Source organism: Actinomadura fulvescens, from assembly GCF_039533225.1.
Classification (GTDB): domain Bacteria; phylum Actinomycetota; class Actinomycetes; order Streptosporangiales; family Streptosporangiaceae; genus Spirillospora; species Spirillospora fulvescens.
Genome location: NZ_BAAATD010000001.1, coordinates 559,145 through 585,370, shown reverse-complemented (window position 1 = coordinate 585,370; position 26,226 = coordinate 559,145). Strand labels below are relative to the sequence as shown.

Sequence of the window (26,226 nt, the reverse complement as noted above, 5' to 3'; positions counted from 1 at the left end):
CGGTCGCCGTGGTCAACGCGGGGTTGTAGAGGGGTACTGTGCATGGGGCGGTCACTGGGGCGAGATTTCCGGTGGCTCTGGACGGCCTATGCGTTCAGCACGTTCGGCACGCGGCTGGCGTTCGACGCGTTCCCTCTGATCGCGATCGCCGTCCTGCACGCCGGGTCGACCGAGGTGTCGATGCTGGCGGCAGCCGGGCTCGCGGCCGGAACGCTGGTCGCGGTGCCGCTGGGCCCGTGGGTGGAGTTCCGGCGCAAGCGCCCCGTGATGATCGCGATGGATCTGATCCGGTTCGTGGCGCTGATGAGCGTCCCGGTCGCGTTCGCGCTCGGCCGGCTCACGTTCGCCCAGCTCCTGGCCGTGTCGATGATCACCGCCGCCGCCGACCTGGCGTTCAGGGCGGCGAGCGGCGCCTGCCTGAAGGCGATCGTGCGGCCCGAGGACCTGCTCGTCGCCAACGGACGGTACGAGTCGACGTTGTGGACCGCCGCCGTGCTCGGGCCACCGCTCGGCGGGGCCGCGATCGGGCTCTTCGGTCCGGTGACGACCGTGGTGGCCAACGCGGTCAGCCACCTGCTCTCGGCTGCGGGCATCCGCGCGATCGGCGGGAACGAGCCGCGCCCCGTACGTTCCGGGCGAGGCGAGCCCGGGCACGGGTCAGCCGGGCGGCCGCGTGGCGGGCGGAGAGGCCGAGGACGGCGCCGAACTCGATCGAACGCAGGCCGTGCGGACGGCGGCGCTGTGGAACCGACCTCAGCCCCTCGGCGCCTGGAACCTGCCGCCCAGCTGTTCGAGGGGTGGCGCTACATCCTCACGCACCCGCTCCTGCGCCCGCTGTTCGTCAACGCCGTCCTGGTCAACGGCCTGATCATGGCGACGTCGCCGTTGCTGGCGTCGCTCATGCTGGGTCCCCTCGGGTTCGCTCCCTGGCAGTACGGACTGGCGTTCGCGGCGCCCTGCGTCGGCGGCCTCGTCGGCTCACGCCTGGCTCACCGGCTCGTCGAACGGTTCGGGCGGCACAGGGTGATGCTCACGGCCGGATCACTACGCGCGGGCTGGCTGCTCGGGCTGGCCTTCGTTCACCCCGGCACGACCGGTCTCGCGCTCGTCATCATCGTCGAACTCGGCCTGATCACGTGCATGGGCGTGTTCAACCCGGTGTTGGCCACGTACCGGCTCGACCAGACCGCGACGGACCGTGTCGCCCGTACCCTGGCCGCCTGGTCCGTCACGAGCAACGCCAGTATCGCGGCCATGACCGCCCTGTGGGGCCTGCTGGCCGGCATCACCACACCCCGCACCGCGATCGCGGCAGCCGGCCTGCTCCTCCTGGCAAGCCCTCTCCTGCTGCCACGCCGCGCCCCCGAGGTTTCCGGCACCACCTCCCATCATCCAGCCCTCGAAAGCAGGTCCGCTTAGCTCCAGCAGCACCGAGGACCACCCAGGCACCTGATCGAGACGTTCACCGGCGGGTGACCACCGACACGCCTCGCGTCGCCCGCACCAACGCCACATCGCCCCTCTGGTCAGTGCGATAGACACGGGCTCCCACGCGCCGGAGCAGCGCGAGGGTGGCGGGCGCCGGGTGTCCGTAGTCGTTGTCCCGGCCGACCGAGATGACCGAGATGGGTGCGCGGGCGGCGGTCACGAAGCCCGCGTCCTGACGGCGTGAACCATGGTGCGCGACCTTGAGGACGTTCACCGGTGGAACGTCGGTCGCCAAGGCCCGCTGCGCCTCGGTCTCGACGTCGCCCGCGAGCAGGGCGCTGAAGCCCGGGCGCCGGGCCACGAGCACGATGCTGGCGTTGTTGATCGCGGTCCCGTCGTCGTTCAGTGCCAGGCGCGGCCCCGCCGGCGGCGCCAGTACGGACAGCCGCAGGTCGCCGACGGACCACTGCTGCCCGGGCACGGCGCCCCTGACCTGCAGACCGCCGACCAACCTAACCTCCTTCCCCGAACTGCGCGACGTGGTGAGCACCATGTCGACCTTCCGGCCACGCCGAACGCCGCCGACCCCGCCCATGTGGTCGGCGTGGGGATGGGTGACGACCAGCATCGGAACGGCTCGTACTCCCAGCCGTCGCAGGCACCGGTCCATCGGCCGCGGTTCGGGCCCCGCGTCCACCACGACCGCCCGTTCATCCCCTGCCCGGAGCACCAGCCCGTCGCCCTGCCCGACATCACAAACGACCAGCGCCCACCCCGGCGGCGGCCATCCCGGGGCCGTCACCCGCATCCCGATCACTGCGACGAGAACGCCGATCGTCACCGCCGCTCCGACGAGGCGCGCGACCCTCCACCGCAGGACCACGAACACCGCGCCGCCCGCCGCGACCAGCGTGAACGCACCGAGCACGCCTGCGCTCCAGCCGATGGTCGCGTAGGGCAGGTCGGCCGCCGTACGCGCGATCCAGATGATCCAGCCCACCGCGAGGCCGGCGGGCCACGCGATGAGCCGCGCCAGCGACGGCTCGGCGAACGCGACCACCGCCGCCAGCGCACCCAGCAAGGTCGCGGGTGCGACCGCCGGAGCGGCGAGCAGGTTGGCCACGATCGACACGACGCCCAGCTCGCCCGAGAGCATCACCAGCAGCGGCGCGACGGCGCACTGCGCGGCGGCGGCCACAGCCAGAGCGTCGGCCGGCGGCCCCGGCATCCGGCGGCGCAACCGCCTCCGCCAGGACGGCGCCAGCACGAGGAGCCCGGCCGTCGCGACCACGGACAGCGCGAACCCGTACGACCGCGCCAACGAGGGGTCGATCAAGACCAGCAGAAGCACCGCCGCGCACAAGGCGGGCAACCCCTGCTTCTCCCTGCCGCTCCACAGTGCGAGCAGCCCGATCATCCCCATCACCGCGGCCCGCAGCACGCTGGGTTCGGGCCGCGCGACCAGCACGAACGCCACCACCGCCAGGGCCGCGACGAACGGAGCCCACCGCCGTCCCACTCCCAGGAACCGGCACATCCCCAGTACGGCACCGATGACGATCGCCAGGTTCGCGCCGGAGACCACGAGCAGATGCGAGAGTCCCGCCGCCCGGAAGTCCTCCGCCAGCCGGGCGTCCAGCCGCGACGTGTCGCCGACCACCATGCCCGGCAGCACGCCCCGCTGATCGTCCGGCAGCTCCGCGACCGCCAGGCGCAACCTCGCCCGCACCTGCTCCGCCGCCCGCTGGACCCGCGACGGCGGCCCCATCACCTGCGGCGGCCCTCGTACGACCGCGGCCGCCGCCAGCAGCTCACCATGCCGCGGAACGGTCAACCGCGCGGTCGACCGCACCCGCTGGCTCGGCACGAGCCCCGACCACCGCCGGTCCGTCGCGATCAGCAACACCGGCACCCGGACCCGTGTCCGCCGCACCACCTCCATCCGTGCGCGCACCAGCAGGACCTGACGCCCCGCGGGCCCGGCGACCTGCGGCTCCCCCGTCACGACCGCCTCGAACGCCACGACCCGCTCCGCTCGCGCCATCTCCCATACCGGCCCCGTCCCCACCGCCGAGACCCGCATCCCAGCCCCCACCGCCGAGGCCGCGACGCAAGCCAGCACCACCCCCACCACCGCCCTCCGAGCCGGCACGCCGCCACGCCCAGCCCCACCACCCAAGAGCCCCGGACACCGCCCCACCGCGCCACCCGAAAAGCCCCGCCTACCCACTAACCCGACGTCCGACGGATGCGGACGCAGTCGCTCCCCACCCCGTCCCCTCACCAACGAGGCCGCCCCGTGCGGTAGACCGACGCTGGAAGAGCGCGCCCGCCGCGTCTCCCCGTCCCATTCCCCAGCCGGAGAGGTCTCTCCGTCCGCTGAACCGGCCGCATTCGATGGGTGTAGACGTCGCTGCTCGCTGCCCCAAGCCCTGGCCGAAGAGGCGTCTCTGCCCGGCGGCTCGGCGCTTGATGAAGGTGCTCGTCTCCTCTCGCCAGCGGTGCGGCCATGTGGTCGGACGACGCGGAGGGTCAGGTCCATCGCTCGGCGCCACCAGGTGGTCAGGAGCAGGAGCGCGGCCACTCCAGCAGCGGCGGCGGCGCCGTAGGCGACGGCGGGTGGAATCCCGATCGCGAGTGCTGACGAGAACCACACGGCCAGTGCGGGTGGCAGGAGGCGCAGGTCGTGCCTCTGTTCGTCCTCCGAAGTCATACGCGGACCATTGCCTTGAGCTCAGTGAAGCGGCGTGTGCCGATGCCGGAGACTTCCTGGAGCTGGTCGACGGAACGGAAGGAGCCGTGCTGGCCGCGGTAGTCCACGATCCGCTGAGCCAGCACCGGCCCCACGCCGGGCAGATCGTCCAGTTGCTCGACGGTCGCGGTGTTGAGATCGAGTGGTGCGCCGGACGTCGGTGCTCCGGACACGGCGGGAGCGGCTGCCGGCGCGGGGACGCCGACGGGAATCTGCTCTCCGTCAACGAGTTTGCGGGCCAGATTGAGGGTGTCCGTTCTGGCGCCCGCTCGTGCGCCTCCGGCCGCCTTGATCGCGTCCGCCACCCGCGAACCGGACGGCAGGGTCACCACGCCCGGACGCCGCACCTTGCCGGACACGTGGACGACGACGCGGCTCACGGGCGACGCCACGGACGCGACGGAAAGGGTCGGGCTGGAGACGGCGGCAGTCGGCGGCTCGGGCCGGGGACGTGCCATCCAGAGATAGATCCCCGCGACGAGGGCGGCGACGACGCCGAGCAGGGCGAGTGCGCGTGCGCCCGGGAGGCCCGGGTCGAGCCGGTCGCGGAGCGGCAGCGGGTCGGGGGCCTCAGGACCTGAACGTAAGGACGCGGCAGGCGGACCACCGCCGAACGAGCTCGGCGGCCCGCTTCCTTCCGTTCTCGGCGAGCGCAACCGTTCGATCAGGTCGTACAGCCGTTCAGTGGGACTACGGAGCCTCATGCGTCACGAAGCTAGGTACTCCCGACCCGCCGCGACAGCCCCCGAGCAAACTGTGGATAACTTCGCCGACCGGTGCGGTTCAGTCGAGCTGGGGCGCCACCACGACACCGAGCATGCCAGGGCCCGCATGCGCTCCGATGACCGGTCCGACCTCGCCGACGTAGACGTCCTCGACGTTCGGAATACGTTCCCGCAGGCGAGCGGCCAGCGTTTCGGCGCGGGGAGCGGCGGACAGGTGCTGGACACCGAGGTCGACGACGGGATGCCCGGCGGCGGTCTCGACCGCCAGTTCCTCAAGGCGAGCCAGCGCCCGGGAGGACGTCCGCACCTTCTCCAACGGCGCGATCCTGCCGTCGACGATGTTGAGCAGCGGCTTGACCATGAGCGCCGAGCCGAGCAGCGTCGCGGCGGCGCCGATGCGGCCGCCGCGGCGAAGGTGCTCAAGCGTGTCGACGTAGAAGAGCGAACGGGAGAGACCAGCACGGCGGACCGCGACCCCCACGACCTCGTCAGTGTCAGCACCACGGAGCGCCGCCGCGGCGGCGGAGAGCGCGGTCAGGCCGAGCCCCAGGCCGATGGTGCCGGAGTCGACGACCCGTACGGGCACGGGTGCGTCCTCGGCGGCGAGCCGGGCCGCTTCAACGGTGCCGGACATCGCCGCGGACAGGTGGATCGAGACGATGGAACTCGCCCCGGCTCCGGCGCAGGCCTTGAAAGCGTGCGCGAAACGTTCGGGAGCCGGCCGGGACGTGGTGACCGGGTGCCACTTCTTGAGCGCCTGGGCCGCCTCGGCGGCCGTGATGTCGCCTTCGTCCCGTTCGACCCCGCCGATGGCGATCTGCAGTGGAACGACGGTGAGCTCGTGCCGTTCGGCAAGGCCCTGAGGCAGGTAGGAGGTGGAGTCCGTGACAACCGCGACGGCGCTTCCCATGCCTGCGAGGTTATCCCTTTGCGGGTGAACGCGAATTATCACCAAGTAACGATCGTTTCTCCGCACCACTCACCGAGAGCGGCCCCGACTCGTCCGCCATGCCGCGCGGCGCCCAAGTGCCACCCACCGAGCCAACGAGCTCCATGAGCATAAGTCCATCCGCCTCCGCGTAAGCGAAGCACCGTTGCGCTGACGCGGCCATGGCTACCGCGAGCAGCCTCAGCCAAGCGCGAGCGCAAACGAACTGAGCTACGGACGCTCCGCACGAGCGAGGCCGAGACGCCGAACGCTTCGCGCGTCCACCCTTAACGCCAAACGCTTGCCTCGGACGCGCTGGAACACCGGCGGCTGACATGCGGGGAGGAGGAGCCGGACGGTTCGGCCGGGGCGTGTTTCATAGGTCGCGTCCGTAGCGGGAGGCGTCCAGGTGCGTGCATCGCACGGCGGAGGAGGCAGTCAGCCCGGGTTTGTCTGTCGACCGCTTGTCCAAGGTCCCCGCCGAAACGCGGAGCTCTGCGGAGCGTTTGGGTGGGGTGGGGCGACAACGCGGCGAGGCGCGTGCCTGGGCGTCGCGCAGTAGGACAGGGGCTTATGAAACACGCCCCAGGTGCCGAGTGTTTCGCGTGGGCGTAGGTAGATGCTGGACGCTTGGTAAGCGGGTCAGGGTTGGACGGGGACTCCGCCTCGCCAGACTCGGAGGGCGCGGAGTCCGAAGGCCCAGGCGAAGGCGCCTTCGTGGTCGGCGTCCCACAGGACGATGTCGGCGAGCATGCCCGGGGCCAGGGAGCCGCGGTCGCCGACGCGGAGGGACGCGGCGCCGCCGAGGGTGGCGGCGCGGAGGGCCTCGGTGACGCTCAGGCCGAACATCGCCACGGACAGGCCGATGACGAGCGGCATCGAGGTGATGCCGCACTGGCCCGGGTTGTGGTCGGTGCCGAGGGCGACGGTCACGCCGCGGTCGAGCATGGCGCGGACCGGGGCCGGCGGGCGGGCGCTGTTGAGGGCGCTGCCCGGGCATACGGTGGCGGTGACTCCGGCGTGCGCGAGGGCCTTGATGTCGTCGTCGTTGGCCTGCGTGAGCAGGTCGGCCGAGGCGCAGCCGACTTCGGCGGCGACCTGGGCTGCGCCGACGCGTTCGTTGGCGCAGGCGTGCATGCGGGCCTTGAGGCCGGAGCGCTTGCCGGTCAGGAGCAGCGCGCGGGCCTCTTCGGCGGTGAAGTGGCCCTCGTCGCAGTAGACGTCGATCGAGTCGGCACCGGCCGCGGCGGCGTCGCCCGCCCAGAGGCGGACGGCCTCGATGTAGTCGCGGCGGCGGCCGAAGAACTCCGGCGGCAGGATGTGCGCGGCCAGGAACGTGGCGTGGATGCGCGGCATGGAGGGCTCGCCCTCGAGTGAACGCAGCATCCGGATGTCGGCCAGCTCGCCGTCGCGGGTGAGGTGGTAGCCGGTCTTGGCCTCGACGGTGGTGGTCCCCGCGAGGATCCACTGGCGGAGGCGTTCGCGGACGGCGTTGCACAGCGTCCACGGGTCGGTGCCGCGCGTCACGGTGACGGTGGAGTTGACGCCGCCGCCGGCCGCGGCGATCGCCGAGTGCGAGGAGCCGCTCGTGCGCATGGCGAGCTCGGCCCAGCGGTTGCCCGCGTAGACCGGGTGCGAGTGGGCGTCGATCAGCCCGGGCGTGACCAGGCCGCCGCCGAGGTTTTCCACGTGGTCGACGTCGACGATGTCGTCGATGATGCCGGGGACGCTCTGCGGGAGGTCCGAGGCGGGCCCGGCCCAGACGATCCGGTCGTCGTGGATGAGGACGGCGGCGTTGCTGCAGACGTCGGTGCCCGTCCAGAGCCTGCCGATGTTCGTCAACAGCCGTACCGTCATCGGGTCACCGACCTGGGTCGGTCGGCGCAGCACCGGACGTGGCGAGACGGGGCGGGCCACCTGCTCGTGACCATGAACGCAGACATGCCATGCAGAGGGCCACCTGCTCTCGATCCGGACGCCGACTGGGTGCCGACGAACTCACCACTGGAAGGACAGGTGATCAAAGGATCACCTTGAGCGACGAGACCGGAGATATCGGTTTCGTCACGGTAGTGCACTGAAGGCCCGACCGACAACCTCTGGCCAACAAACGCACCCATCTCGGAAAGGGGCCCGGGAACCCGTCGCTCACCGGGTCGCGAGGACCCCTCGTTCGCGCAGGTCACCAGACGTAGACAACCGGACAAAGTACGCAGATCCCTCAGTAATCCATCGAATATGCGGTCGCTCCCCATCCCCTGCCAACACCTCGTCCTTAGTCCTACGACCGTACGGACTCTCGCAGAGGCGTCAAGCGGAATTGAGAAGCTGTCACCGGAAGGCGACCACTCATTAAGGCCTCAGCCGACATTCCGCCCCGGCCAAAGGCCGCGAGCGACCCGTCCGGCCAATGGCCACCGGCTCGTATGCTAACGCCCGCCGCCGCCCCGGCGAACCTCCTGAGACACGACGCGCCAGCCGGCGACTGCGTCGGCAGGCCCGCCTCGTTCGTGACGGCCGGCGGAGTGACGCCTGGTCAGCCGCCCTCCGCGGCGGCTGACGCTTTTGCCCGGCACCGTGTCCAAAAGGGAACGGAAGACAATACGGGCCGATGCAATTCGGACGGCCCCGGACTCAAGCGCGGACGGGAATTGGGACGCGGCCGATGGAGTCGGCCCCGCCTCCGGATCAGCGGAACTGGCCCGGCCGGACAGCCGAGAGCCGGGTCGGACGAGACCGGCGGCCCCATCCGACCCGTAGGACCCTACGGGCTCGTTCCAGCTCACCGCACCACTCCGGAGAGTGACGTTAGAACGGTGCGAAGGTTAGGACGTTGTGACCGTTTGCTCGACGTACCGTTCGAGCTCCCCGGCCAGGTCAGCGGGTACGCGGGCGTGCAGCACCGTGCCCTCGGCCACGTGGTCCTGCTTGACGACCTCGCCGCGGTCGTGCACCTGGGCGACCAGGTCACCGCGGTCGTACGGCACGAGGGCGTGGATCTCGCGCTCCAGACCCGGCAGGTCACGTTCGATGAGCTCGCGAAGCTCCTCCATGCCCTGGCCCGTACGGGCGGAGACGACGACGCTGTGCGGCTCGCGGCGGCGCAGCCGCGCGAGCGTCAGGTCGTCGGCGGCGTCGGCCTTGTTGATGACCACGATCTCGGGGACCGAGTCGGCGCCGATCTCGCGGAGTACCACGCGCACCGCTTCGAGCTGGGCCTCGGGATCGGCGTCGGAGCCGTCGACCACGTGCAGGATCAGCCCCGCGTCGCTGACCTCTTCCAGCGTGGAACGGAAGGCCTCGACGAGCTGGTGCGGAAGGTGCCGCACGAACCCGACGGTGTCGGCGAGGGTGTAGGCGCGGCCGCTCGGGGTCTCCGCCCGGCGGACGGTCGGGTCGAGGGTGGCGAACAGCGCGTTCTCCACCAGCACCCCGGCGCCGGTCAGCCGGTTGAGCAGCGACGACTTGCCCGCGTTGGTGTAACCGGCGATCGCCACGGCCGGAACCGCGTTGCGGCGCCGCTCGCCGCGCTTGGTGTCGCGCGACTTGGCCATCTCGGCGATCTGGCGGCGCAGCTTGGCCATGCGCGTGCGGATCCGGCGCCGGTCCAGCTCGATCTTGGTCTCACCGGGGCCGCGGCCACCGATGCCGACGCCGCCGGCGGCCCGGCCGCCGACCTGCCGGGACAGGTTGCCGCCCCAGCCGCGCAGGCGGGGCAGCAGGTAGTCGAGCTGCGCGAGCTCGACCTGCGCCTTGCCCTCGCGGCTCTTGGCGTGCTGGGCGAAGATGTCGAGGATCAGCGCGGTCCGGTCGATGACCTTGACCTGGACGATCTCTTCGAGATGCCGCAGCTGGCTGGGGGCCAGCTCGCCGTCGCAGATGACGGTGTCGGCGCCGGTGGAGATCACGATGTCGCGCAGCTCGGCCGCCTTGCCGGAGCCGATGTACGTGGCGGCGTCGGGGCGGGTACGGCGCTGGCTCAGGCCTTCGAGCACCTCCGAGCCCGCCGTCTCGGCGAGCAGCGCGAGCTCGCGCAGGGAGTTCTCCGCCTCTTCGGCGGTGCCTTCGGTCCAGACGCCCACCAGGACGACCCGTTCGAGCCGCAGTGCCCGGTACTCGACCTCGGTGACGTCGGTCAGTTCGGTGGAGAGCCCGGCGACGCGGCGGAGCGCCCGCCGGTCTTCGAGGTCGAGCTCGCCGGTCATCGGGTCGCCGTCGAGGTCGGTGAGGCCGTGGGCCCCTTCACGGTCCTGGCCGGCCCTGTCCCGCTCGAAGCTCTCGGTCTCGTGCCGCTCGATCTCGTTGCGGATCTCGGTCTCCTGGTCTGCGAAGAAAACGTGAGTCATATGCCTGGTTCAACACCGCCGCGCGGGCGAGTCTTCCCTCACATCCCGGCGATCGTCTCACGCCCGCGACCACGCGGTCATTCGATTATCCCCCTGTCACCCGGGGATACCGAGCGGGACCGCCGTACCTCGTCTCCGCTGCTCTGGCCAGGGCGGCGCGGAGGTGGGCAAGTCGGCAGGTCGGGGGGCGTCGAGGCGTCCGGCGGGGCGTGGCCACCCGCTTTGACCGCGTCCCGTACCCGCGAGTAGCGTTCTCCACATACCAGAAGGACAATTTCACGATACGAAAGGGCAGGCGGATGGCTGCAGCAGTGGAAGGCCCGGGAGGTCGGTCGGGGTCGGTTGGTCGGGCGGGAATCGAGGTCACCGGCCCCCTCCACGAGCGGTACGACGAGATCCTGACGCCTGAGGCGCTCGGCCTGGTCGCCGCGCTGCAGCGCGAGCTCGGCGCCCGGCGCAAGGAGCTGCTGCGGGCCCGCGCCGACCGGCAGGAGCGCCTGTCGGCCGGCGGCACCCTGGACTTCCTGCCGGAGACCGCCGGGATCCGCGCCGACGACTCCTGGCGGGTCGCCTCCCCGGCGCCGGGCCTGGAGGACCGCCGGGTCGAGATCACCGGTCCGACCGACCGGAAGATGACGATCAACGCGCTCAACTCCGGCGCCAAGGTGTGGCTGGCCGACTTCGAGGACGCCAACACGCCGCTCTGGAACAACATGATCGAGGGTCAGCTCAACCTGCGCGACGCCCTCGACCGCACGATCGACTTCACCGACCCCAAGTCCGGCAAGTCCTACGCGCTCAAGCCCGACGAGGAGCTGGCCACCATCGTGGTCCGGCCCCGCGGCTGGCACATGGAGGAGAAGCACCTCCTGGTGGACGGCGAGCCCGTGTCGGGGTCGCTGTTCGACTTCGCCCTCTACTTCTTCCACAGCGCGCGCCGCCAGCTGGACAAGGGCAAGGGCCCCTACTACTACCTGCCCAAGATGGAGAGCCACCTTGAGGCGCGGCTCTGGAACGACGCGTTCAACATCGCCCAGGACACCCTGGAGATCCCGCGCGGCACCATCCGCGCCACCGTGCTGATCGAGACCATCCCGGCCGCGTTCGAGATGGAGGAGATCCTCTACGAGCTGCGCGACCACTCGGCGGGCCTGAACGCGGGCCGCTGGGACTACCTCTTCTCGGTCATCAAGAAGTTCCGGGACCGCGGCGCCGAGTTCGTCCTGCCCGAGCGGAACGCGATCACCATGACCGCCCCGTTCATGCGCGCCTACACCGAGCTGCTCGTGCGCACCTGCCACAAGCGCGGCGCCCACGCGATCGGCGGCATGGCCGCGTTCATCCCGTCCCGCAAGGACGAGGCGGTCAACAAGGTCGCGCTGGAGAAGGTCCGGGCCGACAAGACCCGCGAGTCGGGCGACGGCTTCGACGGCTCCTGGGTCGCCCACCCGGACCTGGTGCCGGTCTGCCGTGAGGTGTTCGACGGCGTGCTGGGCGCCAGGCCCAACCAGCGCGACAGGCTCCGCGAGGACGTCCACGTCTCGGCCGCCGACCTGCTCAACGTGGCCGCGACGCCGGGCGACATCACCGAGGCGGGCCTGCGCGGCAACGTCGACGTGGCGCTGCGTTACCTGGCCACCTGGCTGAACGGGTCGGGCGCGGTGGCGATCCACAACCTGATGGAGGACGCCGCCACGGCGGAGATCTCCCGGTCCCAGGTGTGGCAGTGGATCTACAACGGCATCTCCACCAAGGAGGGCCAGAAGATCACGAAGGAATGGGTCGAGCAGATCCTGGACGAGGAGCTCGCCAAGATCCGTGAGGAGCTCGGCGACGCCTACAACGAGCCGCGCTTCAACGAGGCCGTGGCGCTCTTCAAGGACGTCACGCTCGCGGACGAGTACAAGGAGTTCCTGACCACCCCGGCGTACGTCCGCTTCCCGTAGGCCACCGGTTCCCGTAGGCCCACCGGCCCCGTCATCGGCGACTGCAAGATCGGCCCGCTCGCGAATCGCGGGGTGATCTTGCAGTCGTTCGTGCCGGGGGAGGAAGCTGAGGGGTGAGGGGAGGTGGCGGGGATGGACCAGATGCTCCCCGCGCTCGCGGAACGGCTGGCCGGCGCGCTCGGCGACGAGGCGGTCATCACCGATCCGGTGCGGCTGCGGACCTACGAGTGCGACGGGCTGACCAACCATCGCGCCGTGCCCGCGATCGTCGTGCTGCCCGAGAGCGCCGAGCAGGTCGCGGCGGTCGTGCGGGCGTGCGCCGCCGCGGGCGTCCCGTACGTCGCGCGCGGTTCGGGCACGGGCCTGTCGGGCGGCGCGCTGCCCCGGACGGACGGCGTGCTGATCGTCACGTCCCGGATGCGCCGCGTGCTGGAGATCGACATTCCGAACCAGCGCGCGGTGGTCGAGCCGGGTGTGATCAATCTCGACGTGACCCGCGCCGTCCGCCCGTACGGCTACTACTTCGCGCCCGACCCCTCCAGCCAGCAGATCTGCTCGGTCGGGGGCAACGTCGCGGAGAACTCCGGCGGCGCCCACTGCCTCAAGTACGGCTTCACCGCCCACCACGTCCTCGCCTGCGAGATCGTCACGCCGGACGGCGACCTGGTCACCCTCGCCGCCGGCGATCCCGGCTATGACCTCCTGGGCGCGTTCGTCGGCTCCGAGGGCACGCTCGGCATCACCACCAAGATCACGGTGCGGCTGACGCGCGTGCCCGAGACCGTGCAGACGCTCCTCGCCGCCTACGACTCGATCGAGGCGGGCGGGAGGGCCGTCTCGGCCATCATCGCCGCGGGCGTCGTGCCGGCCGCGATCGAGATGATGGACGCGCTGTCCATCGAGGCCGCCGAGGCGTCGGTCGCGTGCGGCTACCCGCCCGGCGCCGGCGCCGTTCTCATCGTCGAGCTGGACGGCCCCGAGACCGAGGTCGCGGCCCAGTTCACCGAGGTCGAAAGGCTCTGCCGGGAGGCGGGCGCCTTCGAGATCCGCATCGCCGCCGACGACGACGCGAGAGGGCTCATCTGGAAGGGCCGTAAGTCCGCGTTCGCCGCCGTAGGCCGGATCAGCCCGGCCTACATCGTCCAGGACGGCGTGATTCCGCGTACCGCCCTCCCTCAGGTCCTCGCCAGCATCGACGCGCTCTCGGCAGAGTCGGGTGTACGGGTCGCCAACGTCTTCCATGCGGGCGACGGCAACCTGCACCCACTCGTTCTCTTCGACGACGCCGAGCCAGGCGCGGCCGAACGCGCCGAAGAGGTCTCCGGCAAGATTCTCGACCTGTGCATCGAGCACGGCGGCTCCATCACGGGTGAGCACGGCGTAGGCGTCGACAAGGCCCGCTATATGCCCCGGATGTTCAGCGACACCGACCTCGACACCATGCAGATGGTGCGGTGCGGATTCGACCCGGCAGGTCTGTGCAACCCGGGCAAGGTCTTTCCGACGCCTCGCCTCTGCGGCGAGGTACCCGGCGTACGCAAAGGCCCGCATCCGTACGAGGGAAAGGCGGACATCTTCTGATGGGCGGTCCCCTGGACGCGCTGGCGAAAGTCTGTGGTGACGTACGCCCCGGCGAGCCGGAGGAAGGCATTCTGGGCGTGGCCCCGCGCTTCGTGGCCGCGCCCGCGACGGTGCCCGAGGCGGCCGAGGTCATGCGGGTCGCGGCCGAGCGCGACCTCGCCGTCGTCCCCCGGGGCGGGGAGACGCGCCTGGACTGGGGCCTGCCGCCGGAACGCTGCGATCTGCTTCTCGATACGTCGCGGCTGGACCGCGTCATCGAGCACGCCGCCGGTGACCTGGTCGTCAAGGCCGAAGCCGGGCTCACGATGGAACGGCTCGCCGAGCTTCTGGCCGAGCGCGGCCAGCGGCTGTCGCTCGACACGCCCCTCCCCGGTTCGACGGTCGGCGGCACGATCGCCACCGGCGCCGCCGGGCCGCTGCGGCTGCTGTACGGATCGCCCCGCGACCTGGTCATCGGCGTGACGATCGTGCGGGCGGACGGTCTGCTGGCACGTTCAGGCGGCAAGGTCGTCAAGAACGTGGCGGGCTACGACCTGGGACGGCTGTTCGCCAGTTCCTACGGAACGCTGGGCCTCATCGTCGAAGCCGCCTTCCGCCTACACCCGGTGCCATCTGCCCGGGCCTACATCACCATCCCTGTGCCAGACCTCGCCATGGCACACGAAGCCGTCCAGGCCGTACTCCACTCCCCCGTCGCCCCCAGCGCCCTCGAATGTGACGTCACCCCAGAAGGCATGACGCTCGGGGTCCTCCTGGAGGGCGTTCCCGAAGGCGTAGCGTCCCGCGCCACCTATGTCGCGGACCTCCTGGGCTCCGGCGCCCGCATCGACCAGGAGCCGCCCTCCTGGTGGGGTGCCTATCCCGATGGAACGACCCTCATCGAGCTCACCGCCCCGCCTTCCGCGCTCCGGCCCTTCCTAGCCGACCTGTCCCCAGACACTCCCGCAGCCGCCAAAGAGCCCGCCGATACAGCGCCGGCCAGGTCGGCTCAGGTGCGATGGTCGGCGTCTGGGAAGGGGTACGTGGGATTGACCGCGGATGCGAACGAGGTGGCGGAAGTGCTCGCACGCCTGCGCGCGACGCTCCTCCCCCATAGGGGCGGTGCCGTGGTGAGGTATGCGCCCGAAGGTGTTCGCACGGCCGACGACGTCTGGGGGCCGGTGCCCGCGCTCACGTTGATGCGCCGGGTGAAGGACCAGTTCGATCCGGGGCACCGGCTGTCCCCCGGCCGCTTCGTGGGAGGGATCTGATGACCGCGCCGCAGGACCTTCCCGAACCGGTCGTGGGATCACCCGGTGCCACGCCTCCTGACCTTCTCGGCGGCGGAGAGCTGCCCAAACTGCTCGGCGACTGCGTGCACTGCGGGTTCTGCCTGCCAACGTGCCCTACGTACGTCCTGTGGGGCGAGGAGATGGACTCGCCGCGCGGGCGCATCCACCTGATGCAGCAGCACGCGGAGGGAACGCCGCTGACCGGCCCGATGGTGGAGCACTTCGACCGGTGCCTGGGCTGCATGGCGTGCGTGACGGCGTGCCCGTCCGGCGTCCAGTACGACCGGCTGATCGAGCTGACCCGGGCCGACGTGGAACGCGAGCATCCTCGTTCGCCCAAGGAACGTCTCGTACGTGAGGTCATCTTCAGGCTCTTCCCGTACCCCGGCCGCCTCCGGGCCCTACGCGGCCCGCTCCGCGTGTACCAGAGGACAGGCCTCGACCGGCTCGTCCGCCGCAGCGGCGTCCTGGAGCGCCTGTCTCCTACCCTCGCCGCCATGGAACGGCTGGCGCCGCCCCTCGGGCGTGCGCCGCGCCTTCCCGAACGCGTCGCGGCGCGGGGCGAGCGCCGGGCGACGGTAGGGATGCTGACCGGATGCGTGCAACGGGAGTTCTTCCCCGGCGTGAACGCGGCGACCGCCCGGGTTCTGGCCCTGGAGGGCTGCGACGTCGTCATCCCCAAGGGCCAGGGGTGCTGCGGCGCGCTGTCCCTGCACTCGGGCCGCGACGGCGAGGCACGCGACTTCGCGCGGCGGACGATCGTCGCGTTCGAGGCCGTCGACGTGATCGTGGTGAACGCGGCGGGCTGCGGTTCGGCGATGAAGGAGTACGAGAGGCTGCTCGCGGACGACCCGGCCTGGGCGGGACGGGCCGGGGCACTGTCGGCCAAGACGAAGGATCTGGCTGAATTCCTCGTCGAGATCGGCCCGCGGGCGGAACGGCGGCCGGTTCCGGCCACCGTCGCCTACCACGACGCCTGCCACCTCTCGCACGCGCAGGGAGTGCGCAGCCAGCCACGCGCCCTGCTCGCCGGTATCCCGGAGCTGACCGTGCGCGAGATCGCCGATCCCGAGGTGTGCTGCGGTTCGGCCGGTACGTACAACCTCCTGCAACCCGAGGCCGCCGCCGAGCTCGGTGACCGCAAGGCCGCGTCCGTAAGGGCTGCCGAAGCCGAGTTGCTCGTCGCCGCCAATCCCGGCTGCTCCATGCAGATATCCACCGCGCTGGCCCGGCAGGGCGAACGAATCGCCGTCGCGCACACGGCCGAGGTACTGGATGCGTCGCTGCGCGGCCTCGGCGCCGGTCCCCTTCTGACGCGGTCTTCGTAGCGAAATTTCCGGCATTTCCGCCCAATCGCCTTTGGTAACGCCGCGTCACGATCATCACGAACGCCCTGCTATGGTGACTGGCCCCGAGGACAGGGGACGCTTACCGGGCCTGGTGGGGCGGGTCCGACGAGGCGTCTGAGCCCGCAGGCAGGGTCCGACGACGCGCCCGCCTGTGCGAGCAAGCAGGCCCGACGACGCGCCTGAGCCGAATGCCGCACGCACGCACGCCGCACGCACGCCGCACGCACGCCGGCAAGGCCCGAGGACTGTGCTGGAGAGCCCGAGGAGCACGAACCATGTCCAACACCCACCGTTCACACCGCCGCCGGAAGAAGAGCAGCGCGGGCAAGGTCGGCCTGGCCGGTGCCCTCACAGGCGCCGTGGGAATCGCGGCTGTGGCGGTCGGAATGCTCGTTCTGCGTCCCGGCTCCGACGGCGAGGCCGACGCGCCGCCGGCCCTGTCGGGGCAGAGCGGCGCACCGGAGGCGACGCCCGCGCCCAAGGTCGGCCCCGCCCTCAGCATCACCACGCCGGAGGGATACGCCTACAGCCTGGCCGCCGCCAAGGCGGGCGTGGACTCCAAGCCGCTGAGCGACAGCACCCCAGCGCCGTCCGGTTCGACCTACGCGTACGCCGAGTACGTGATTACGAACACCCAGAAGCGGCCCGTACTGCTGGACTTCCCCGCCGACCTCTTCCTACCGCGCGCCCACGTGCCCAAGGCGGCGCGGGAGCGCTGCATGCCGCAGGTAGGCGTTCCTGACGACATGTGCACGCTCCCCAACCACAGCAAGGTCACGGCACGCCTGGACGACTCACAGGCACCCGTGCAGGACGGAGGCGACACGCTGATCCCGCCGGGCGCCTCGTACCTCGTCCGGGTCGCCACCGACCTGGTCGTGGACGAGGATCTCGACACCACCGACATCAAGCTGTACGTATGGAACGCGCGCTACACCAGCGACCGCAAGGGCGTCGAACTGGCCCTCCCAGGCAACGCCGCCTGACAAGCTCATAGGAAACGGCCAGGCGCCGGCTCGGACCTGCACGGGGATTCAGGTCCGAGCCGACTTCACCCCCTGATGGCCGTCACGGCGTGGCGGGTTTGTGGAGAACGAATACTCGTTTTATATTTCTGGCATGCCCCGAGTCAGCGAAGAGCACCTGGAACGCCGGCGCGCGCAGATCCTGGACGCCGCGCGGTCCTGTTTCATCCGCAAGGGCTTCCACGAGACGTCCATGCAGGACATCTTCGCCGAGTCCGGGCTGTCGGCCGGGGCGGTCTACCGGTACTTCAAGAGCAAGACCGAGATCATCGAGGCGCTGGCCGCCGGGACGATCGGCGGTCTGGCCGGCTATGTCGCCTCGGTGCTCAAGGAGGACCCCGTTCCCGCGCTGGACGACGCGGTCGGCCGCCTGACCGAGCAGATCGTCACCATGGCCGGCCCCGGAGAGAACCTCCGGCTCGCGCCCCAGGCCTGGGCGCTCGCGATGTACGACGAACAATTCGGCACCTACGTCCGCGGCCGGATGACCGAGGTCCGCACACTTTGGATCATGTACGTGGAACGCCTGCGCGACGCCGGGAGGGTTCCGGCCGACACCGACTGCACCGCCGCGGGCAAGGCCCTCTTCAGCCTGCTGCCGGGGTTCGTCATCCAGTACCTCCTCGTGGGCGACCTCACGCCTGAGGACTTCCGCCGCGGACTGCGCGCGCTCGCCTCGTCCACGACGCTGACCCCCGAGCCCACCTGACCGTTCTACCTCGGCCGGGCGGTGCGCGAAGCCTTCTGGCGCGTTCCATCCGGCTACATCCCCGTGCCCCGCGGACGTCCCGGCGGCGGTCACCAGCGTCCGGCGATCTTCAAGTGCGGAACGGAACGCGAGCGGACCGCCAGTTCCCACCAGCGTGCCGCCGTCGGCCGGACTGGGTCCTGCGCCGACTCGGATAGTGCCGCCGAACGCACTGTGCGGCTAAAGTCACGACCATCCCCGCCCCCGCCCCGGCGCCGCCTCGCAGGCCGTTCGGCGGGGACTTGGCCCCGTCTACGTACGAGCACCCCGCGCATGATCGATTCCCCCTTTTCGCACCGCCCGCGCGGCCCCGGTAACACGCGGGTGACAAGGCGAGTCTCCGCACCCCGCGGTCCCGCTGTCCTGAGGCGGCCGTCCTTCGGGCGTGAGGACATCACCGTGAAGCTTTACCATTTCATTACTTTTTGACTCGGGGAGCGTGGATGGTCACGGTGAGGCACGACCAGACGGCCGCCGCCCGGGGCGCGCTCGTGCTCGCCCTGACGGCGGTGCTCGTCGTGGGCGCCTCACTGCTGCTCGGCCTGGACGTGCCCGAGCGCCGGCGGATGGTCTGGTGGCATCCGGAGATCGTGATCGCGCTCTTCTGGACGCCGGTCGCCGCGTTCCTGCTGCGGCACCGCCCGGGGCTCCGGGTGGGCTGGGTGATGCTCGTGGCGGGGTTCAGCGCGTCGGTGTACGTGCTCTCCCTCAACCTCGGGCCCTGGCTCGACGAGCGCGGCCTGTTCGGAGCCGGGCTCTTCCTCTGGCTGGGGCAGTGGCTGTGGGCGGTCGACACGTTCACCCTCACCCTCGTCCTGCCGCTGATCTTCCCGGACGGGCGGCTCGTCTCCCGCGCCTTCCGGCCGGTGCTGGCCCTGGCCTGCGCGATCCCCCTGATCGTCGGCGTGCACCTGACGATCGACCCGGACGTGCGGCGGTTCCACAACGGCGTCTCGGTCTACCCGCTCCAGGACGTCCCCTGGCCCATCAGCACGATGATCGTCGGCACGCTGGCGCTGAGCATGGTGTCGATGGTCGTCCGGTTCGTCCAGTCACCGCCCGACGTCCGGCGGCAGATCGGCTGGGTGATCTACCCGGGCGTCCTCGGGCAGGCGATCATCTGGGTCGGCGAGGTCACCTCGATCGGCGACCCGATCCGCAACACCACGATCGCGGCGGTCCCGATCTGCATCGCGGTCGCCATCACCCGCTACCGGCTGTACGACATCGACGTGGTCATCAACCGCACCCTCGTCTACGCCGGGCTCGTCATCGTGATCACCGGTGTCTACTTCGCGCTCGTCGGGGCCACCAGCCTGCTGGTCGCCGACCGGGGCTCGCTGGCCGGGCTGGCCGGCGCGATCGCCGCGGGGGCGGTCTTCGAGCCCGCGCGCCGCCGGCTCCAGCGCGCGGTCGACCGCCTGCTGCACGGCGAACGCGACCCGTACCGGCTCGCCGACGGGATCAACCGGCGCCTCCAGGCCGCCGCCGACCCCGCCGCCGCCCTGGCCGTGGCCGCCGAGGCCGTACGGGAGGCGCTGCACGCCAACGGCGTCATCATCGAGGTGCTCGACCGGGACGGCCGCGCGGTCACCGCCGACAGCGGCAAGCTGGACGAGCGCCCCGAGGTGATCCCGCTCGTCTGGCACGGCGAGCCCGTCGGGCGCCTGCTGTTCTCCCGGCGCCGCACGCCCGACCTCCGCCTCGCCTCGATCCTGGCCTGCAACCTCGCCGAGCTGGCGAACGCGGCGCGGCTGGCCGCCGACGTGCAGCGCTCCCGGGAACGCATCCTGCGCACCCGCGAGGAGGAACGCCGCCGCCTGCGCCGCGACCTGCACGACGGGCTGGGCCCGACTCTGGCCAGCCTCGCGATGACCGTGGACGCCGCGCGCATCACCCTCAAACGGGACCCGGAGGCCGTGGACGCCCTCCTGGAAGAGCTCCGTACCACCATGGGACGCACGATCGGCGACATCCGCGACCTCGTCTACGGGCTCCGGCCACCGGCGCTGGACGACCTCGGCCTGGCGGGCGCCATCCGGGCGCTGGGCGGCGTGGTCTCCACCGAGGACGGCCCGCGGGTCGACGTCCATGTCGAGGGCGACCTGTCCAGCCTCCCCGCCGCCGCCGAGGTCGCCGCCTACCGCATCGTGCAGGAGGCCCTCACCAACGTGCACAGGCACGCCAAGGCCCGCGCCGCGATCGTCCACCTCAACATGAACGGCGACCTCCACGTCACCGTCGGGGACGACGGCGTGGGCCTGCCCCCGGACGTCCGTTCAGGCATCGGCATGTCCTCGATGCGCGAACGCGCCGCGGAGCTGGGCGGCTCGTGCTCGGTAGGCCCGTCCCCCGACGGCGGCACCATGGTCAGCGCCCGCCTCCCCATCCCCCCGTAGCCCCTTCACGGGCCGGAAAAGGCGCGTGGACGCGGCTCACATTGGCTGTGCGATGCGTTCGGGCTCTGGTCGAGACCTCATGTGGCGTCGAGGCTTCAGAAGCGCTGGAGGCCTTTCGGAGCCGACCCTTTGCCGCCGTGATCCCGCAGGGGTAACAGCGGAAGCGGGACCACGGCGGAAGGGTGCGCGTCCTCCCAATGCATGAGGGCCGGTGACCGCCCCCCGCCAAGAAGGTCGCCACCGGCCCTCGGGCTCCGCTGCGGTGCCGGGGCTCCCATCCCGGACCCGTGCGGGCCTTTCCACCAGGAGGTGTGCACGACCGAAGTTAAGCCCCTGCGGGTCCCGCCAGTCAGGGACATCTGTCCCGGTCCTTCCGGGACGAACACCTACAACCCTCTGTTCTCGCTAAATACCGATCAGTTTCCTCATGCAATGACAAAAGGAACGCCGTCTCGGGACTATGCCAGCAAATGGTGGCATAGTTGGCGAGGACTTGATCGTTCCCGTGCACCGAGGAGTCATCGTGTCCGAACAGCACACCGCGTCCTCGCCTGTCTCTCGACGCCGTGCCATCACGATCGCCTTGGCCGCCGGAGCCGGCACCTCGCTCACGCTGGGCGCGAGCACGTCCGCCTCCGCGAAGCCTCGTCTGGCCCCTCCCACGGGCCAGTGGAACGACGTGCCGATCCCTACCGGCACTCCCCCGCAGCTGTTCGGTGTCGCGGCGCCCACGCCCCGCCACGCGTTCGCCATAGGGCAGCACTCGTGGGAGGAGAAGGAGGTCACGACCGCACTGCACTGGAACGGCCGGGAGTGGCTCCACAAGGACGTTCCGCCAATCCAGTGGAACTGGTTCATCGACATGGCCGCGGCCGGACCGCGCGCAGCCTGGGTCACTGGGCTGACGCTCCGCCAGCAGCTTCCGGCCGGGCTCTACTGGAACGGGACGCGCTGGCGGGAGGTTCCGATTCCCAGGACCGGGACCGGCGGCATCGCCTCACTCCCGGCGGTCGCCGCCGAACCAGGCGGCACCGCATGGGCCGTTCTCTCAGAGGGCCGGGCGGCCGGGGAGTGCTCCGTCCTGCGCTTCGAACGCGGCGCCTGGGTACGCAAGGCGACTCCGGAGCTACCGGAAGGCGCCGAGTTGGTCACCATCGCCGTCCGTTCACCGCGCGACGTGTGGGTGGGGGCAGCGGACCCCTACTCGGACGGCGAATCGTTCACCTTCCACTGGGACGGAAGGAGCTGGACCAGGCAGAACATGCCCGGCTCGACCGTCCCCTTCTGGGGAGCGATGGACATCCTGCCCGTCTCGCGCAGGGAGGTCTGGGCGTACGTCGGCGGTGGGTCGAGTGTGCAACAACTCTTCCGGCTGAACGGTGACACGTGGACGAAGGTGACGGACGTCCCGCGGCTTGGGATGTTCCCGATGCCGTACGGAGGCTCGCTCGTCTCCGACCGTAACGGCGGCCTATGGCTGCCCGCCCTCGGCGAGGGCGTGGGAGTCGGCCAGACCGGTTACCTGCACTGGGACGGAACGGCGTGGAGCAGGGCGCTCGGCCCCGCGCGGGACAGGAGTGTCGGTTTCGTCGAGGCCCGGGACATGGTCGCCATCCCGGGCACCCGTTCGATGTGGGCGGTCGGCGTCCAGGGCACCGGCGTGAAGCCGTTCATCGAACGCTTCGACCCTCGGTGAGCCAGTCGCGCCGGATCTCGCCTTCGGCGACCAGGACGGCAGGGCCTTTGAGGTAGCTGGTCTGGCCGTCGAGGGTGACGGTCAGACGGCCGCCCAGAACGTCGACGGTCCACTCACCCTGCGGGATCCCTCCGCCGGCGGGGGTGTCGGGAGCGGAGCCGATCGCCGCCGCGACCGCCGCCGCGACGGTACCGGTACCGCACGAACGGGTCTCGCCGGAGCCACGTTCGTATACCCGCATCTCCAGATGGTTGTCGCCCACCGGACGGAAGAACTCGACGTTGACCCCCTCGGGGAAGGCCGCCTGGTCGAAATCCGGCGCGCGGCACAGGTCGAGGGCGGCGACCGGGTCGTCGATGCGGCAGGCCAGGTGCGGGTTGCCCATCGAGACGCGCTTCCCCTCATACGCGCGTCCACCGACGAAGGCCTCACCGCCGCCCTGGTAGGCGGGCGCTCCCATGTCCACGCTCACGTCGCCGCTTTCGCCCAGCACGATGCGGCGCAGGCCGGAGCGGGTGGCCAGGTCCCACTCGCCCGGCGCCGCGAGACCCGCGTCGACCAGGTACCGGGCGAACACGCGCACGCCGTTGCCGCACATCTCCGCGACGCTGCCGTCGGCGTTGCGGTAGTCCATGAACCACTCGGCGTCTCCGGCGAGGGCCTCCACCTCGGGCTCGCCGGCGGCCTTCGTCCGTACGACGCGCAGCACCCCGTCCGCGCCGACGCCGGCGCGCCGGTCGCAGAGACGGGCGGCCATCCCGGCGGTCAGGTCGAGCCGCCCGTCGGGATCCGGCAAGATCACAAAGTCGTTCTCGGTCCCGTGGCCCTTGATGAAGCGCATGCCTCGATCGTATTGCGGTCCAGCGGGCCGTCGCGATCTAGCGGGTCAGGGCCAGAGCGCGGTCAAGAAGGTCGGGCGCGTCGTACGGCAGCCAGCGGACTCGCGGATCACGCCTGAACCACGACTCCTGGCGCCGCGCGAAGCGCCTCGTAGCCCGGATCGTCTCCTGCTTGGCCTGGTCCTCGGTCCATTCCCCCGCCAAGAACCGCAGCACCTGCGCATAGCCGAGCGCCCGCCCAGCCGTCAGCCCTTCCCGCAGGCCCTGGCTCTCAAGCTTGCGCACCTCGTCGACCAGCCCGGCCTCCCACATCCGCTCCACCCGCAGCGCGATGCGCTCGTCCAGCTCCGGGCGGGGAACGGTGAGGCCGATCTGCACGGCGTCGTAGCGGTAGCGGCGGTCGGGCATGGTGGCGGTGAACGGGCGGCCGGTGATCTCGATGACCTCCAGCGCCCGGACGATGCGGCGCCCGTTGCTCGGCAGGATCGCCTCCGCGGCCCCGGGGTCGCGCTCACGCAGCCGTTCGTGCAGGACGCCGGAGCCCACCGCGGCGAGTTCCCGCTCCAGCCGCGCCCGGACGGCCGGATCGGTTCCCGGGAACTCCAGATGATCGAGCGCGGCGCGCACGTACAACCCGGAGCCCCCGACCAGCACGGGAATCCGGCCGCGTCCGCGGACCTCGTCGATCACCTCGGCGCTGAGCCGCTGGAACTCGGCGACGCTGGCGGTCACCGTCACGTCCCAGAGGTCGAGCAGATGGTGCGGAACGCCGCGCATCTCGGCCGCGGTGAGCTTCGCGGTGCCGATGTCCATGCCCCGGTAGAACTGCATGGAGTCGGCGTTGACCGCCTCGCCGCCCAGGCGCAGCGCGAGGTCCACGGCGAGATCGGACTTGCCGGCGGCGGTCGGCCCTACGACAGCGATGACGTTCGGTGAGGTCACAGGCTTAATTCTGGCAACGAAACGGGTATGGACGGGGGTGCAGGGGCGTCGTACGGGATCGGGGCGACGCCGCGGGACGAGCGATCGGGGGGAACCACATGTCACTCGTCGACAAGGTCAGGGAAATGCTCGGCGGCCACAGCGACAAGGCCAAGAACGCGGTCGACCGGGCCGGAGACATGATCGACAAGAAGACCGGCGGCAAGTACGCCGACAAGGTCGACCGGGCCCAGGAGAAGGCCACGGAGTACCTCGACAGCACCAAGCGCAAGGACGGCGGCACTCCGCCCACCTCCTGAACACGATCGGATTGACCGGCCGCCGGGGTCACGTGGTCCCGGCGGCCATGGCGTGCGCATGGGCGGCGCTGCGGGCACCGCGACCGCGGCCTAGGAGTGAGCGGAGCAGGCGGAGGTGGGCTGCGGAGCCGGGGCAGGGCGTCCGATGGACGGCATGCCCAGGGTGACGCCCTTGGGCCGCCCCTGACGCGCCTCCCACGCGTCACCGGCGCGCGTACGGCGGACGGACCGGGCGGGCTTGTCGGCGACCAGGTGGTGCGGCGCCGCGTACGTCACCTCGACCGTGACCATGTCGCCCGGCCGCACGGGCTCGTCCGGGGCCTGGAAGTGCACGAGGCGGTTGTCGGGCGCGCGGCCGGAGAGCCGCCGGGTCGCGCCGTCCTTGCGGCCCTCGCCCTCGGCGACGAGCACCTCAAGCGTGCGGCCGAGCTGCTTCTTGTTCTCGGCCCAGGAGATCTCCTCCTGGAGGGCGACCAGCCGCTCGTACCGTTCCTGCACGATCTCCTTGGGGATCTGGCCGTCCATGGTGGCGGCCGGCGTGCCGGGGCGCTTGGAGTACTGGAAGGTGAACGCCGACGAGAACCGCGCCTCCCGGACGACGTGGAGGGTCTGCTGGAAGTCGTCCTCGGTCTCGCCGGGGAAGCCCACGATGATGTCGGTGGTGATCGCCGCGTCCGGGATGGCGGCCCGGACCTTCTCGATGATCCCGAGGTACCGCTCCTGGCGGTACGAGCGGCGCATGGCCTTCAGCACCGCGTCCGCGCCCGACTGCAGGGGCATGTGCAGCGACGGCATCACGTTCGGCGTCTCGGCCATGGCGGCGATCACGTCGTCGGTGAAGTCCTTGGGGTGAGGCGAGGTGAAGCGCACCCGTTCTAGGCCCTCGATGTCACCGCAGGCGCGCAGGAGCCCGGCGAACGCCGACTGGCCGCCCGCGGTCATCTCCCGGACCTCCTCCGGCGCCGTGGCGAGCGAGCCGAAGCCCGAGCCGTAGGCGTTGACGTTCTGGCCGAGCAGCGTGATCTCGTGAACGCCGTCCGCGACGAGGGCCTCGACCTCGGCCAGGATCTCGCCCGGCCGCCGGTCCCTCTCCTTGCCGCGCAGCGACGGCACGATGCAGAACGTGCAGGTGTTGTTGCAGCCGACGGAGATCGACACCCACGCGGCGTACGGCGACTCGCGGCGGGTCGGGAGCGTCGAGGGGAAGGTCACCAGGGACTCTTCGATCTCGACCTGCGCCTCCTCCTGAACGCGCGCACGTTCCAGGAGCACCGGCAGCGAGCCGATGTTGTGCGTCCCGAAAACCACGTCGACCCAGGGCGCCCGTTTGACGATCGTGTCGCGGTCCTTCTGCGCCAGGCAGCCGCCGACCGCGATCTGCATGCCCGGGTGACCGTCCTTGACGGGCCGCAGGTGGCCGAGGTTGCCGTAGAGCCGGTTGTCGGCGTTCTCCCGTACGGCACAGGTGTTGAACACGACGACGTCGGGCTCGGCGTCGCCGGCGCGGACATAGCCGGCGTCCTCCAGGAGGCCGGACAGCCGCTCCGAGTCGTGGACGTTCATCTGGCACCCGTAGGTACGGATCTCGTACGTGCGGGGGCCGATCTCCATAGGCGCACTCATGACAGTGACCAAGCGTACGCGGCGGTGCGGGGTCCCCGCGCGCCGGTCGGACCCGGCCGAATCAGGAGCGACCACCACTTACGATCATGAGGGCGGCGGGCGATGACGATCATGAGTTGATCCGGCGTCACCGAGCGTGTCCGTTGATCACTGAGCGATAACAACGTGATCACCATCTGAGACAGGGCCGTGACCAGCCCCGGCCGCGACGGACCGGGCCGGTGCCGCCAAAACTGCCGCCGACGTGGGGATTCGTGATCGGATCGGTACCGCGTCGAGGGTTGTTCATTGCTAATGATGACGTAAAGTCCGGGCCCATGACGGACAGC

General features: G+C 70.9%; 18 protein-coding genes. 10 read left to right on the top strand and 8 right to left on the bottom strand.

Going from position 1 to position 26,226, the window contains the following annotated elements:
• Positions 1 to 42 precede the first annotated feature (42 nt).
• The gene (locus ABD333_RS02685; RefSeq protein WP_344537303.1) at positions 43 to 1,419 is read left to right on the top strand and encodes an MFS transporter; all 1,377 of its coding nucleotides are present in this window, start codon (positions 43 to 45) and stop codon (positions 1,417 to 1,419) included.
• Positions 1,420 to 1,462: 43 nt separating this feature from the next.
• Here the strand turns inward: ABD333_RS02685 and ABD333_RS02680 are convergent, their stop codons facing one another.
• From ABD333_RS02680 to hflX, 5 genes are all read right to left on the bottom strand, one after another.
• Complete coding sequence (locus ABD333_RS02680) at positions 1,463 to 3,472, bottom strand: ComEC/Rec2 family competence protein (protein WP_344537301.1); 2,010 nt, start codon at positions 3,470 to 3,472, stop codon at positions 1,463 to 1,465.
• A gap of 665 nt (positions 3,473 to 4,137) precedes the next feature.
• Positions 4,138 to 4,884: a ComEA family DNA-binding protein gene (locus ABD333_RS02675; RefSeq protein ID WP_344537300.1), complete on the bottom strand. Its 747-nt coding sequence runs from the start codon at positions 4,882 to 4,884 to the stop codon at positions 4,138 to 4,140.
• Positions 4,885 to 4,963: 79 nt separating this feature from the next.
• The gene (locus ABD333_RS02670) at positions 4,964 to 5,815 is read right to left on the bottom strand and encodes a DegV family protein (protein WP_344537298.1); all 852 of its coding nucleotides are present in this window, start codon (positions 5,813 to 5,815) and stop codon (positions 4,964 to 4,966) included.
• A gap of 660 nt (positions 5,816 to 6,475) precedes the next feature.
• Entirely contained in the window at positions 6,476 to 7,690 is a 1,215-nt protein-coding gene (gene hutI, locus ABD333_RS02665; protein ID WP_344537297.1) for an imidazolonepropionase, read from the bottom strand.
• Between the two features lie 968 nt (positions 7,691 to 8,658).
• Positions 8,659 to 10,038 (bottom strand): GTPase HflX, encoded by a 1,380-nt coding sequence (gene hflX / locus ABD333_RS02660; protein WP_344538817.1) that lies wholly within the window; start codon positions 10,036 to 10,038, stop codon positions 8,659 to 8,661.
• Positions 10,039 to 10,478: 440 nt separating this feature from the next.
• Between hflX and aceB the strand changes: the two genes are divergently transcribed.
• The 8 genes from aceB (at position 10,479) to ABD333_RS02620 (ending at position 22,194) form a co-directional block, all read left to right on the top strand.
• Complete coding sequence (gene aceB, locus ABD333_RS02655; RefSeq protein WP_344537296.1) at positions 10,479 to 12,125, top strand: malate synthase A; 1,647 nt, start codon at positions 10,479 to 10,481, stop codon at positions 12,123 to 12,125.
• A 132-nt stretch (positions 12,126 to 12,257) separates the two neighbouring features.
• Positions 12,258 to 13,706, top strand: coding sequence for an FAD-linked oxidase C-terminal domain-containing protein (locus ABD333_RS02650; RefSeq protein WP_344537294.1), 1,449 nt, complete (start codon positions 12,258 to 12,260; stop codon positions 13,704 to 13,706).
• Complete coding sequence (locus ABD333_RS02645) at positions 13,706 to 14,956, top strand: FAD-binding oxidoreductase (protein ID WP_344537293.1); 1,251 nt, start codon at positions 13,706 to 13,708, stop codon at positions 14,954 to 14,956. The genes ABD333_RS02650 and ABD333_RS02645 overlap by 1 nt, the downstream gene beginning before the upstream one ends.
• A complete protein-coding gene (locus ABD333_RS02640; protein ID WP_344537291.1) occupies positions 14,956 to 16,305 on the top strand; it encodes a heterodisulfide reductase-related iron-sulfur binding cluster in 1,350 nt (449 codons plus the stop codon). Before ABD333_RS02645 ends, ABD333_RS02640 begins: the two co-directional genes overlap by 1 nt.
• Positions 16,306 to 16,601: 296 nt before the next feature.
• Entirely contained in the window at positions 16,602 to 17,312 is a 711-nt protein-coding gene (locus tag ABD333_RS02635) for a hypothetical protein (protein WP_344537289.1), read from the top strand.
• Between the two features lie 133 nt (positions 17,313 to 17,445).
• Entirely contained in the window at positions 17,446 to 18,060 is a 615-nt protein-coding gene (locus ABD333_RS02630; protein WP_344537287.1) for a TetR/AcrR family transcriptional regulator, read from the top strand.
• Between the two features lie 482 nt (positions 18,061 to 18,542).
• Positions 18,543 to 20,498 carry a sensor histidine kinase gene (locus ABD333_RS02625; RefSeq protein ID WP_344537285.1) on the top strand — a complete coding sequence of 652 codons (1,956 nt, stop codon included), beginning with the start codon at positions 18,543 to 18,545 and terminating at the stop codon, positions 20,496 to 20,498.
• 523 nt (positions 20,499 to 21,021) lie between these two features.
• A complete protein-coding gene (locus ABD333_RS02620) occupies positions 21,022 to 22,194 on the top strand; it encodes a hypothetical protein (protein ID WP_344537284.1) in 1,173 nt (390 codons plus the stop codon).
• On the opposite strand, the gene dapF is transcribed toward ABD333_RS02620, so the two are convergent.
• Together dapF and miaA are read right to left on the bottom strand one after the other, a co-directional pair.
• Positions 22,169 to 23,035: a diaminopimelate epimerase gene (gene dapF / locus ABD333_RS02615; protein ID WP_344537283.1), complete on the bottom strand. Its 867-nt coding sequence runs from the start codon at positions 23,033 to 23,035 to the stop codon at positions 22,169 to 22,171. The genes ABD333_RS02620 and dapF overlap by 26 nt on opposite strands.
• Positions 23,036 to 23,072: 37 nt before the next feature.
• The gene (miaA, locus tag ABD333_RS02610) at positions 23,073 to 23,975 is read right to left on the bottom strand and encodes a tRNA (adenosine(37)-N6)-dimethylallyltransferase MiaA (protein WP_344537281.1); all 903 of its coding nucleotides are present in this window, start codon (positions 23,973 to 23,975) and stop codon (positions 23,073 to 23,075) included.
• A gap of 98 nt (positions 23,976 to 24,073) precedes the next feature.
• Here miaA and ABD333_RS02605 point away from each other — a divergent pair, with 98 nt between their 5' ends.
• A complete protein-coding gene (locus ABD333_RS02605) occupies positions 24,074 to 24,274 on the top strand; it encodes an antitoxin (RefSeq protein WP_344537279.1) in 201 nt (66 codons plus the stop codon).
• A 90-nt stretch (positions 24,275 to 24,364) separates the two neighbouring features.
• Here ABD333_RS02605 and miaB read toward each other — a convergent pair whose 3' ends face one another.
• Positions 24,365 to 25,897: a tRNA (N6-isopentenyl adenosine(37)-C2)-methylthiotransferase MiaB gene (miaB, locus tag ABD333_RS02600; RefSeq protein ID WP_425546888.1), complete on the bottom strand. Its 1,533-nt coding sequence runs from the start codon at positions 25,895 to 25,897 to the stop codon at positions 24,365 to 24,367.
• Positions 25,898 to 26,226 lie beyond the last annotated feature (329 nt).